11 protein-coding genes are annotated in these 12061 nt (G+C 69.8%); 2 read left to right on the top strand and 9 right to left on the bottom strand.

The genetic code is table 11. The features are described from left to right. Window positions 1–189: 189 nt before the first annotated feature. Window positions 190–1032 carry an NAD(P)H-binding protein gene (locus tag DXZ73_RS36740; protein ID WP_116215275.1) on the bottom strand — a complete coding sequence of 281 codons (843 nt, stop codon included), beginning with the start codon at window positions 1030–1032 and terminating at the stop codon, window positions 190–192. 91 nt (window positions 1033–1123) lie between these two features. Here DXZ73_RS36740 and DXZ73_RS36735 point away from each other — a divergent pair, with 91 nt between their 5' ends. Further along, window positions 1124–2083 (top strand): AraC family transcriptional regulator, encoded by a 960-nt coding sequence (locus DXZ73_RS36735; protein WP_162890474.1) that lies wholly within the window; start codon window positions 1124–1126, stop codon window positions 2081–2083. A 70-nt stretch (window positions 2084–2153) separates the two neighbouring features. Here the strand turns inward: DXZ73_RS36735 and DXZ73_RS36730 are convergent, their stop codons facing one another. From DXZ73_RS36730 to DXZ73_RS36715, 4 genes are all read right to left on the bottom strand, one after another. Next, window positions 2154–2822 (bottom strand): TMEM175 family protein, encoded by a 669-nt coding sequence (locus DXZ73_RS36730; RefSeq protein WP_116215272.1) that lies wholly within the window; start codon window positions 2820–2822, stop codon window positions 2154–2156. Between the two features lie 426 nt (window positions 2823–3248). After that, window positions 3249–3824 (bottom strand): transcriptional regulator, encoded by a 576-nt coding sequence (locus DXZ73_RS36725; RefSeq protein ID WP_116215270.1) that lies wholly within the window; start codon window positions 3822–3824, stop codon window positions 3249–3251. Further along, complete coding sequence (locus tag DXZ73_RS36720; RefSeq protein ID WP_116215269.1) at window positions 3824–5380, bottom strand: helix-turn-helix domain-containing protein; 1557 nt, start codon at window positions 5378–5380, stop codon at window positions 3824–3826. Before DXZ73_RS36720 ends, DXZ73_RS36725 begins: the two co-directional genes overlap by 1 nt. Beyond that, window positions 5377–5664: a helix-turn-helix domain-containing protein gene (locus tag DXZ73_RS36715; RefSeq protein WP_116215267.1), complete on the bottom strand. Its 288-nt coding sequence runs from the start codon at window positions 5662–5664 to the stop codon at window positions 5377–5379. Before DXZ73_RS36715 ends, DXZ73_RS36720 begins: the two co-directional genes overlap by 4 nt. Window positions 5665–5983: 319 nt before the next feature. Between DXZ73_RS36715 and DXZ73_RS39845 the strand changes: the two genes are divergently transcribed. Further along, window positions 5984–6157, top strand: coding sequence for a serine hydrolase domain-containing protein (locus DXZ73_RS39845; RefSeq protein WP_240351658.1), 174 nt, complete (start codon window positions 5984–5986; stop codon window positions 6155–6157). 420 nt (window positions 6158–6577) lie between these two features. Here the strand turns inward: DXZ73_RS39845 and DXZ73_RS36705 are convergent, their stop codons facing one another. The 4 genes from DXZ73_RS36705 to DXZ73_RS36690 form a co-directional block, all read right to left on the bottom strand. Further along, window positions 6578–7576: a LuxR C-terminal-related transcriptional regulator gene (locus DXZ73_RS36705; protein ID WP_116215266.1), complete on the bottom strand. Its 999-nt coding sequence runs from the start codon at window positions 7574–7576 to the stop codon at window positions 6578–6580. 95 nt (window positions 7577–7671) lie between these two features. Next, on the bottom strand, window positions 7672–8952 hold the full coding sequence (locus tag DXZ73_RS36700) for an MFS transporter (protein WP_116215265.1): 1281 nt from the start codon (window positions 8950–8952) through the stop codon (window positions 7672–7674). Further along, window positions 8949–10772 carry a phenylacetate--CoA ligase family protein gene (locus DXZ73_RS36695; RefSeq protein ID WP_240351657.1) on the bottom strand — a complete coding sequence of 608 codons (1824 nt, stop codon included), beginning with the start codon at window positions 10770–10772 and terminating at the stop codon, window positions 8949–8951. The genes DXZ73_RS36700 and DXZ73_RS36695 overlap by 4 nt, the downstream gene beginning before the upstream one ends. 74 nt (window positions 10773–10846) lie before the next feature. Continuing rightward, the gene (locus DXZ73_RS36690) at window positions 10847–12004 is read right to left on the bottom strand and encodes a PLP-dependent aminotransferase family protein (RefSeq protein WP_116216123.1); all 1158 of its coding nucleotides are present in this window, start codon (window positions 12002–12004) and stop codon (window positions 10847–10849) included. Between the last annotated feature and the right edge of the window lie 57 nt (window positions 12005–12061).

The following is a 12061-nucleotide window of genomic DNA, read 5'->3' as shown; positions in this document are numbered from 1 at the left end:
GGCCGGCGCTTCGGCGCCATCCTCCGTCACGCGACGGGCACCGCCTGCTCCTCAAGCGCCGGCACTACAGCCGGGCCGGCTTCGGCCTCTTCCGACGACGCGTCCTGCCCGCGCACCGGCCGACCGCTTCGCGGAGAGCACCGAAGAGCCATCTCAGCACGTCCGTTGACACCCGGGCGGGGCCGGGGTTCACGGAGTCGTGCGGGCGTGGTGCCGGGCAAAGTCCTCGAGTGAGTGCGCGCGGCGCCCGGTGATGCGTTCGACGGTGTCGGTCACCGGGATCAGGAGCTGCCCTGCAGAGAGCTGGACGTGGGTGTTGGCCATGTGCCGGGCGTGTTCGAGGGGGAAACCCATCGCCGCGAGGTCGGTGACGAAGTCTTCCGCCGGGATGGAGGTGTACTCGACGCGCCTGCCCAGAGCGGTGGTGAGGGCGGCGGCCACCTGACTGTGGGTGACAGCCTGCGGGCCGGTGACCGGGAGGATACCGGCCGGCCCGTCCTCGGCAAGGGCCTCGGTCGCCACGGCGGCGATGTCACGGCTGTCGACAAAAGGAAGCCGTCCGTCCCCGGTGGGGAAGCGCAGGTGCCCGGCGGCGGTCATGGCGGCGAAGCCGCCGGTGGTGAAATTGTCCATGAACCAGGTGGGCCGCACGATCGCCCACTCCACCGGAAGCCGGCGCAGGGCCTGCTCGGCGACAGGCTGGAGCGTGCCCGCAGGGGCTGTGTCGACGTCCATGGCGGACAGCAGCACGATCTTCTTCACGCCCGCGTACGCGGCGGTCCGCAGCATCGCGGGGGCCTGGTCGAGGATGCCGGGGTGCTCGGCGGGCAGGACGATGTAGGCGGCGTCGGAGCCGGTGAAGGCAGGGAACCAGGTGTTCCGGTCCGACCAGTCCATAAAGACCCACTCGCCCACGCCGCCGTCCCGGCGGGAGGCGGCGCGCACGCGCCAGCCGCGCTTCAGGGCCTGGCCGCTCACATGGCGGCCGGTCTTGCCGGTGGAGCCGGTGACCGTCACGGTGTATTCGTTCATACCTCCCACGCTAAGCAACCGCCTTGATACGCAGAATGGCTCATTAGCTCAAAAAGATGTCCATCTGTATCAGTGTGGGACAGTAGTGGACATGGATGTGCTGACGGACGTACTGGCCACGACACGCACCGGCCAGGCCGGATCGGTACAGACGGTGCCGCGCGGCCCGTGGGCGATGGAGATCAACGACCCGGACCGGACCGGCTTCCACGTGGTCCTGGAAGGCACCGCCGTCATCTGGGAGACCGACCGCCCCCAACACGTGATCCGGCTGAGCCCCGGAGACATCGTGCTCTCCCCCGCCGGGAAAGGGCACGTCATCGCCGACGCCCCTGCCCGGCACCGGGCGGCGGCCGACCCCGGCCACGCGGCTGCCTCCGACGCGGTGCTGCTGTGCGGCTGGTTCGAGCACGGCGCGGCCACCGTCCACCCCCTCCTGGCCGCCCTGCCTCCGTTGCTGGTGGTCCCCGCCCAGCGCGGCCGCCGCCGGGACCTGGCCGCCGCCGTCGACCTCCTCGCGACGGAGACCGCAACACGCCGGCCGGGATCGGATGCCGTCGTTGCGCGGCTGGTCGAGATCCTTCTCGTCCTGGCCGTACGGGCATGGATGGATGGCCAGGCCGGCGACGCCTCCTGCCCGCCCTGGCTGACCGGCCTGCGTGACCCCGTCACCCACCGGGCCCTTCAAGCCCTCCACGACGAACCCTCCCGCCCCTGGACCGTCCAGACCCTGGCCGATCACCTCCAGGTCTCCCGGCCCACCCTGGCCCGCAGATTCGCCGACCACCTCGGCGAAGGACCCATGTCCTACCTCACCCGCTGGCGCATGACCCTCGCCGCCCAGCACCTGCGCGACACCGACACCCCCATCGAAACCATCGCCCACCAGACCGGCTACACATCCCCGTACGCCTTCAGCAAGGCATTCACCCGCGCCCACGGACAAGCCCCCACCCACTTCCGCCGCACCACCCGAAACCACCCAGCCCCGACAACGTCAGGACGTTACGGCCCCGACGCGGTACAAGACCCACACAGGCTCTGTGACTAGGAGGACTTCGTCCGTACCGACCCGGTGGCCGATCCTGTTCGCCCTTTCCGGCGTAATGCCGGACATGCGCTCAGGTACGCGGCGCATCCCCGTCACGCGGGTCCGGGTGGCCCGCGGGGGCGGTGCGCAGGCGGGATATCAGCGCTCCGCCGTACGTGGCGGCCAGCGGGGCGACGAACCACAGGACGAAGGCGTATGAGAACAGCCAGGCGACGCCGATACTGAGGACGAACCAGAAGCCGACTCCCCAGGAATCGCCGGCGTGCCGACGGGTTTCGGCGGGGTCGCCGGTGACCAGGCCGGTGCTGCCGGCGATGTCCTTGATGACGGCCTCGCAGAAGACCATGGCCGCCATCGTGCCGGCGAACAGGGTCTGCGCCAGCGGATTGCCGATCGATGCGCCGATGACCGCTGTCGGGAACGGAAGGAACGCGACCAGCAGCAGGAACGGCGCGTGCCAGGCCGTGAAGGCCTTCGACAGCCCGTCGATCTGGTCCATCAGCCTGTGGTGACGGCGCCACACCGACCAGAGAAGGACAAACGCCAGCGCGAACGCCAGGTAAGCGCCCCGCTGGTCCACCAGGAAGCTCCCCAGCGCACGAGCCGACGCCACCTCCTTCTCCTCCGGGCGCGCCAGTTCGACAGCCAGCAGCGTCATCGCGATCGCGAAGACCGCGTCCGTGAAGAAGGCCAGCCTCTCGGGCGAGGATCCTGGCTCCGGCCGAGCAGGCCCGCTCATTCGAACTCCCGGTCATCAGGGCTGCGGATGTGGTCTCAGGGAGTGCTGGTTGCAAGGGGGGAGCCGGTCAAGGTCGGCCCCGGTGTGCGAGGGGTCGGCGATTGGTGGAGATGAAGCGGCCCTCCAGATCTCTCTGGAGCGGTGACCGGCTCGTGCGCACGTGGTGCGTCGGCATCCGAGGCTGCGCGGCCCGGCGGACAATCCAGACCATTCTTTCCGACGTTCCTGGTGACAACAACCCCGCCTTGGCGGCAGCCATCGTGCTTCGGCACAAGACGGAGACGCCCGTGATCACCCGCTCGCCCGGTGTGAGTTCTCGCGTCCGTGTCATCTGCCGAGGCTGTGACCTGGGCGTTTCTCACGGTGTCTCACGCGATGACACCCGCCGGAATCCAATGACACGGAATCCGAGACCCCACAACCGGGCTATGCGGCAAAGCCGATGTTGGTGACGTACTCGTACTGGCCCCACTGCGAGCCCAGGTCCGGGAGCACATCGGTGGTCCACGCATCGTCCAGGCCCTGGTAGTCCCCGGCCGCCCAGGAACCGACGATCCTGTCCCAGCGGCGCACGTTCATCGTCCGGTACTCCACCACCCGCTGCAACGGCCGGGCGACCTGGGACTGGTCGAGAGGATGGATCTCCACCCGGGTCCCGCGTCCGTCCCGGTTCAGGCGCTTGAGCAGGTGACGGGCGACATTCTGCCGTCGTACCGCCCTATACGCGGCGTCGATCCTGGCCAGATTGGCCTTCGACGGCGACCGTCCGCCCTCCAGCCACGCCTTCAACGTCCGGTCGGTCACCGTCAGCCCCGCGTCCTGTGCGGCCCTGCGCGCGTGGGCCGACTTCGTCAGGTAATGCAGGCGCGCCATCAGGCCGCGCCTGACGGTCACGGGGGTGGCGATGCCGCCCGCGAGTTCGTCGAGCTTGCGGGCGACGGCGTCGCTGCCCCTGATGCCGCGGGCACCGAACTTCCCGAAGTCGATGTTCTTCTCCGGCACTACTCCTCCTCCCCTTCCGTCCCCGTGTGCTCGGTGGTGCCGGTCCCGGCGGTGTACGTGTCCTTGACCTTGACCTCGGTAACACCCCGGCCTTCGGGGAAGACACGCCGCCAGTCACCGATCACATGGAGCTCGTCGGTGCCCATCGCCCGGACGACCGTGAGGCCCTCGTCATGCGCCTTGAGCGCCTTCAGCCACAGATTCGCGAACGCCTGCGAACGGATGATGTGCATCCAGTCCGGACGGTACAGCTCCCGGTTGTAATTCGACTCCCCCATCGTCGACACAAACTTGGAATACATCGCCTTCACGTATTCAAGAGTGACCTCATCGGCCTCGGCGATCGCGGTGTCCCGGGCATCCTTGAGAGCGATGCGGAACTTCTCCAGCAAGTTCTCCGTGGCACCGGAGGTGTACGACTCATGGATCTCCGGCGGCTCGCACAGCCCGTACTTCGGAGAGGACAGACGCAGCAGAAGGCGCAGGGTCGGCTCGGTCACCCACAACGGGCCCGGCTCGTCCCGCTGGCCGATCGGATTGGGCAGCACCGCCTCGTGCTCCCACTCCGGCGGGGTGATCAGGTGGACACCGGCGCGGCGGCGGTCATGGGCAAGGCCGGTGGAGTGCTCGAGCTGGCCGAGCGGCAGGTGGGTCTTGAGGGCGGAGAGGTAGGCACCGTTGATGTCGAGGGTGGTCACCTCGTGCCGGCCGGGCGGGAGTTCGGCCCGGGTCCACTTCGGGCGGGCCTCCCAGATCTGATCCGCACCACGGGAAGTCTGCTTCTTGAGAATGTCGGGGATCCACGGGTGAGCGATCACGTCGTAGCGGGCACCCTTGCGGGACTCGTCCAGCAACCGCATCGCATCCGGAATCGCCCGCTTCACCAACACGGCCGTCGCCGCCTCCACATCGCCCTGGTGCTCGGCGAGTGCGCCCTGCACCGCCTGGCCGATCAAGTCCCCGGGGCCGGACGCCTCCTGGAACGCACGCCCGGCCGGACCCTTGGAACGCTCGGACGGGCGCGCCATTCGCGACGGGGGCCTTGGGGCCTGAGCGTTCGCGGGCCGCGCAGTGGGATCCGCGGGTGGCGCGGCAGCAGTGGCCGTGGTCCGGCAGTCGACCACATCCAGGTGCTGGGCAAAACCTGCCACCCGGGTTCCGGCCGGGTGGCCGCACAACACACAGGGCTCGGGCACAGCGAGTGTCTCCACCTCATCGCCCTCAGCGGGCTCAGGCGAAGGGCTGTCAGCCGTCGGGTCACTGACGGGCGGAGCGGCCGGTTCGGCCGGGGAAGCTGTCTCCGGTTCGGTGTCGGCGGCGAACTTGGCGGCCAGCCCGTCCAGGAGGTACGCGTACTTGGTCCGGGTCTCGCCGACGGGATCCCGGCCGCCCTCCCACCCGGCGACGGTGCTCGGGCTCACCCCGAGTGCCCTCGCCACCTGCGCCTTCGACAACCGCGCCCGCTCCCGCAACTCCCGGCGGACCCGAGGGGCGGGGAGCTCGGCTTCCGGGCCGACGGCCGCGAGGAGCGAGTCGATGGCATCGAAGTCACTCACCGGACCGCCCCCTCCTCCGTGACCCCGGTGACCCGGCGGCGCGTGTCGGGCAGCGCCTCACACGCCCGGGTCGGACCGGCCAGCAGATCCAGCCCCGCCACACCGTAGTACTCGGCCAGGACATCGACATCACGCAGACTCCACGACGTCGCCCCGGACTGCCGCCGCGACACCTGCGTCTGCGTCAGCCCGAGCGCCGAAGCGACCGCCCGCTGCGAGTCACCCGTCGCCTGCATCAACGCAGCAACCGTCAGCCGCAACGACTCCTCCAAACCCAAACCCATACCCCCCACCCTACTCAACGACGATGCAACATACGCATCAAACCGCCCTCCAGAGCATCAGAAGCGCGCATACCGATATTCCTCGAGCACAGTTGGGTGGGGACTGGACCATCTCTTCGGGGCCCGTTTCGCGGTGGCGCGCGGGCAAGGAATCCACCGGCCTGTGAGCAGCGACGCTCACTGAGACCGGAGACCCTGTCCTGCATGGAAATTCACGGCAGTTGCAGTGACTGGTTCAGCGGCGTACGGGAGGCGTTCGCCGAATCCCTGCGCAGCGGGGCGGACGTCGGTGCCTCGGTGGCGGTCCACCATCACCAACGTGTGGTCCATCACCAAGACGATGACCGCGCTGTGTGCTCTCGTCCTCGCCGACCGCGGCGAACTCGGCCTGTCCACACCGGTCGCGCGCTACTGGCCCGAGTTCGGTACCGCGGGAAAAGACCGCATAGAGGTCCGGCACCTGCTCGGCCACACCGCCGGCCTCCCCGACTGAGACCAGCCCATGACGCTCGACGACCTGTGCGGCTGGAAGAAGGCCACCACCTTGCTGGCCCGCCAGTCGCCCCGCCGGGAACCCGGCACGGCATCCGGCTACCACCGGTTCACCCACGGCTTCCTGATCGGCGAGGTCATCCGCCGCATCTGCGGGCAGCCCAGGACACCTGGAGCACCCGGTGGCGCCGCGCCGAGATCCCCGCCGCGGCAGGCTACGGAAACGCACGGTCCGTCGCCGCAATCCAATCCGTACTCGCTTCGGCACGGGCTACGCCCTCAACTCCGGCCACGCGCCCGTCAGTACGCCCAACTCCCATACCTGCTACTGGGGCGGTCGGTTCATCCGTACAGCGCCGACAGAAGACAGGACCCCGGGCCACCGTGCGCTCGCAAGTCCGCTCCCGCGTCTGCCCCTGTCCTATCTCAGCTGCATGGGGTCGGGGAGGTCCTCGTCGAGGATGCCGGCCTTCGCGATGAGGTAGGCGAGCTGCGCCCGGCTGCGGCTGCCGAGGAGCTCCGAGGCCTTGCGGACATGGGTCGCGACGGTCCGTGTGCTCATGCCGAGGCGGCCGGCGATGGTCTCGTCGGTGTAGCCGTTCACCATGAGTTGGAGGATCGCCCTGCGGTTCTCGTCGGTGAGCAGGGGCGGGCGGTGCTCGCCGGGGTTGTGCCGGAGGGGGGTGGCGCGTTCCCAGGAGTACTCGAAGAGGCCGACGAGGTAGCGGATCAGGCCGGGGTGCTCGATGGCCAGCGCGACCTGGCGCCGCTCCTCCCCCGGGTCCGGCACGAAGGCGATCTTCCGGTCGCAGACGATGAGCCTGTCGAACACCTCGTCCAGCGTGCTCACTTCCGCACCGGCCGCGCAGACCTGTTCCACATAGGAGAGCGTGGGGGCGTGTGAGCGGACGGTGTGCTGGTAGATCGTGCGCTGGCGCACGCCGCGCCCGAGGGCCTCCAGGTCGCTGGCGAGGGCCTTCTCCAGGAGCTCCTGTGGGCGGCCGCCGCCCGGCTGGGCCGTCAGCAGTTCTTCCTGGCAGGAGAGGACGGCCGAGGAGAGGGTGGAGCTGATGACGTCCATCCCGCTGATGACGCGGACGGCGGTACCGCCGTCGCTCTTGTGGCCGACGCGGTAGATCTCTTCCACTTGCCGGAGGGAGACGCGAGCCGTGGCGAGCGCGCGCTGCTTCTCCTCGAGGGCTCTTTCGAGCGGACGCATCAGCGCGTTCGCGACAAGCCCCGGGGGGATGGCGACCGGGCGTCCGTCGTCGGCGTACTGCACGACCCCCAGATCGAGGAGGCATGCGGGGCACCCTTCGGTCGAGGAGGCCGCCCCGAGGAGGTCCGCGTAGAAGTTCAGCCCCTTCTCGCAGATCTCCGGTGCCGGACCGTCATCCCCTGTATCAGGCTTTCTGCACATCGTTCGCCCTTTACCCCCCGTCGGTGCTCATGGTCCACGATTTCCCTGTCGCAGGCCATGGACGACGGGGGTGATCACCGTCACGGCAGGGGAGGTCAGCCGGACCCGGTCGGTACGGCCGGCCGGACCTCGTCCTCGGCCGTCCCGGCCCCGGCCGCCGCCCCGGTGGGCCGGAGCGCGTAGGTCCGCGCCACCCACGTGCCGATCAGCGCGAACGTCGCCATCGCGATCGCGAGGCTGCCGAACCCGGTGTCCAGCGAGACCTCGGCGGAGCGTCCCACCACCGGCAGCAGCACCGCCGTGCCCAGTCCGATGGCGAGCAGCCGCAGCGAGGCCATCTTGCCCTTGTCGCCTTCGTCGGCGCGCTGTTGGAGCGACGTCAGAAGCCAGGTGAGGCTGTTGAGGTTGGCGAAGCCTGAGATGAAGAAGGCGACGAAGTGCACCGCGCTCGACGTGCCCAGTGCCAGCAGCCCCGCACCGGCGGCCTGGCAGAGCAGCCACAGGGGAAGCAGGCGCTGGGAGACCAGTCTGCTGGTGAAGAAGGACGCGCTGATCATGCCGACGGCGAAGGTGGCTTCCAGGGCGGCGATGTACCAGCCCTGGCCGCCCGCGGACACTCCGGCCAGCGGGACGACCAGGGTGCTGAGCCCATTGGCGAAGACGAAGTCCCCGGCGCACAGGGCGATCATGACGAAGACCACCTTGTCGTCCCTGTACCGGACCAGCATGCGCCGCCATTCGCCGACTGTCGCCGCGACCGCCGTGCACACCATGCGGGCGGAGAAGGCCGGGTTGTTCTCGTCGGCGGTGAGGCGCACCCGGCTCACCGTGAGCGCGCAGCACAGTGACATCGCGACATCGACCAGCAGTGCCTGCCCGGGGCTGCCCCACGTCAGGATGAGCCCGAGCAGGGCCATTCCGCTGAGCGCCCCGGCCTGGAACGCGACGCCGATCATGCTGTTGAACCGGGCGACGTGCGCCTCGTTCACGTGATGGGCGGTCAGCTTGAACAGTGCCGATCTCTCGGCGTTGTCGAAGACTGCCAGCAGTACGGCCGCCGCCATGATGGAGGGCACGGCGCCCTGGCCGGGCGTGGCCGCGATCGCGACGATCCCCAGGACGGTGACGGCCCGTCCCAGGCCGCACAGCGCGTACACCCACTTGGAGCTGAGGGCGTCCACCAGCGGTCCGCACACCGGCAGTACGCAGAAGGCGGCGATTCCCTGCAGGGTGAGGACGAGGGCGAAGGCCGCGGGTGACCCCGTCCGGCTGTACAGCAGCTGCCCCATCGCCAGGGTGTGGATGCCGACGCCGACGCTGGATGCGGCGATCGCGCCCAGCATGGTGCGTGCGACGCGGTCGTCGCGGAGCTTCACGCCGACACCTCCAGCCGGCGGTCGATAACTGTCTTGACCTTGCCGCTGACCTGGTTGCGGGGCAGCTCGCCCTCGGCGAGGGACTCGACCCTGAGCTCGAACACGTCGAGCGTGGAGTCGAAGTCCTGGTAGTCGCCCAGGACATCGAACTTCGAGACCAGCAGCTCACGCATGCGGCCGGGGTCCGGCGGGGTGGGGGCCTCCGTGCGGATGACCAGGATCTCCTTGCTGCCTTCGGTGAAGACCTCGATCTGGAGCTGGGAGACGTGGAGGTCGGCGAGGACGGCGAAGACGTCCCCGTAGAGGACCGTCTCGCCCTTGAAGCGGATCAGCCCGTCCGAGCGCCCCAGGTACTCCAGCACTCTGCCGGACAGCCCGCACGGGCAGGTGTGCTCGAAGATCCGGCCCATGTCGCCGATGCGGTAGCGGATCAGCGCGCCCTCGAACTTCTGCATGCTGGTGATGAGCAGCTCGCCGGTGGTGCCCTCGGGGACCGGGGTGCCGTTCTCGTCCACCACTTCGATGAGGGTGTAGTCGTCGTTGACGTGGTGCAGAGTGCCGCCGAGGGCGTGGCACTGGTAGCCGAGCTGGGCGCCATCGTTGGCGGCCAGGATGCTGGAGACCATCTGCGTTCCCAGTTCCTCCCGCAGCCAGCGCTTGTCGTTCTCGGTCATCGGGGTGCCGCCGTAGAGGACTTTCTCGATGCGCAGCTCGGGGAAGCGCTTCTTGGCGTCGCGCAGCAGCGGCAGGATCAGGGCGGGCATGCCGAGGATCACGTTGGCGCGGAAGTTCTTCGTGAGCATCAGCAGGTCGTCGACGGTCACGAACTGGCCGGTCGAGTAGCACTCCACGGGCATCCGGGAGAACTCGCTGAAGGTCGTCGTCAGTCCGCCGTACATGCCGCCGCCGAACAGTGTGTTGACGATGCGGTCCCCCGGGGCGACGCCGAGGGCGTACAGCATGGGTACGGCCTCGCGGACCATGTTCTCCCAGTCGGTGCGCGAGTAGACGATGTAGCGTGGATCGCCACTGGTCGCGCCGGAGCGCAGGACCTCGCCGCTGGGTGCGGCGCCGCTGCACAGGTTGCGGCTTGCCGGCAGTGAGTTCGCCTCCAGTGCCTGCTTCTCCAGGATGGGCAGACCGGTGAGGCCGGCCGCCGACGTGATGCGGGGGAGGTCCGCGTAGTAGGGCGCGCGCCGGGCGCGGGCGACGAGATAGCGGAGTCTGGCGGTCAGCCGGCTGTCCCGCTCCAGGGTGTCGTCGCCGCGTACCCGGGCGAGCGATGTGCCCGGCAGGTGACGGCGGTCCAGCAGCCGGTGGACCCAGGGCGCCTGGCAGTCCAGTGCCACCGCCGCGTCGGCGGGCAGCTCGGGGACGTCCACCCTCACGCCGGTCACGTCGGTCCCGGGTGCGACGACGTGGCCGTCCGGAAGCGGGACGCCGGCGTCGCGCAGCGCTTCCATGACCGCGGTCCACAGCTGCGGCCGGGTCGAGCGTACGGTCACGGGGTTGCCCAGGGCCCAGGCGAGCAGCAGTCCGCGCAGGGTCGCCTCGGCGCGCTCGTCGTCGAGGAGGACGGCGCCCACCGGCCGTGTCTCCAGGACGTCGTCCGTGTCGGTCAGTGGCTGCCACGGGTACTGGCTGACGCCGCCCAGAAGGCGGTCCAGGCCCTCGAAGAGCTGCTCGCAGTCGAAGCGTCGCAGGGGGTCCGTCACGCCTTCCCGCGCCAGCGCGTCGCGCAGCGGGGCGAGGTCACCGTTCCGCAGGGAGTGCTCGACGTGCTCGACCGCCAGCAGCAGGTCGGTGGGGTAGGTCCTCATCAGCGTGTCCTCCGCTGTCGGTTCGGTGCGATGTAGTGCGGTCGGGTGCGCTTCGGCGCTCCCTGCTGCTCGGTTCACGGCTGCTCTCCGAGTACGGAGGCCAGGCGGCGTATTCCCTCGTCGACATCGGCCGGCGCGGGGTAGGAGAAGGAGAGCCGGACATGGCGGGCGCCCCGGCCGTCCGCGTAGAAGGCGGTGCCGGGCACGAAGGCGACCCCGGCGGACAGGGCCCGGGGCAGCAGTTCGCGCGAGTCGGTGCCGTCCGGGAGCGTCACCCAGATGAAGAAGCCGCCGTCGGGGATGGTCCACGAGGTTCCCGCGGGCATGTACGCGGTCAGCGCGCGCAGCATGGCGTCGCGCCGGTCCCGGTAGCGGGTGCGGAACGTGCCGAGTCGCTCCTGCCACGGTTCCGTGCGCAGATAGCGGTCCACCGTCAGCTGGGTGAGGGCGGAGTGGGAGAGCATGGCGGATTCGGCGGCGAGCACCAGCTTCCGGGTCAGCTCGGTGGGCGCGTGGACCCAGCCGACCCGGAGTCCGGGGGCGAGCGTCTTGGAGAAGGAGCCCAGGTACACGACCCGGTCGGGGGCGTCGGCGCGCAGGGCGCGGGAGGGTGTCCCGTCGTAGTGGAGCAGGCCGTAGGGGTTGTCCTCCACGACGAGCACATCGGCCGCCCGGCAGACGTCGAGGATCTGCTGCCGCCGGCCCGCCGCGAGGCGGATGCCCGTCGGGTTCTGGAAGGTGGGGACGGTGTAGAAGAGCTTCGCCGGGCGGCCCTCCGCCGCCAGCCGGGCGAAGACCGCGGCCAGTTCTTCCGGGACGGTCCCGGCCCGGTCCATGCCGATCTGGACGACCCTGGCCCGGGCCGCCGCGAAGGTGCCGAGTGCGGTGACGTAGGTCGGGCCTTCGGCGACCACGGTGTCCCCCGGATCGAGGAGGACGCGTGCCACCAGGTCCAGTGCCTGCTGGGAGCCCACGGTGACCATGACGTCGTCCGGCCGGGCGGTGATGCCCTCCAGTGCCATGACTTCGCAGATCCGTTGCCGCAGTCCGGGGTCGCCCTGTGCCGTCCCGTACTGGAGGGCTGTAGTACCGTTCTCGCGCACGACGTCGGCCAGGATCGAGGCCATCGTGTCCATCGGGAGGGCGCCGACGTCCGGCATGCCGCCGGCCAGCGACACGATTCCGGGGCTGGCGGCGGCGCTGAACAGGGAGCGGACCTCGGAGGGCACCATGCACCGTGCGCTGTCGGAAAAGCGCGCGTCCCACGAACTCGGTCCGGGCTGCGGCTG

The organism is Streptoverticillium olivoreticuli subsp. olivoreticuli, assembly GCF_003391135.1.
In the GTDB taxonomy this organism is placed as follows: Bacteria; Actinomycetota; Actinomycetes; order Streptomycetales; family Streptomycetaceae; genus Streptomyces; species Streptomyces blastmyceticus.
Note: the sequence above shows the minus strand (reverse complement) of the source record. Positions and strands in the feature narration are given on the sequence as shown.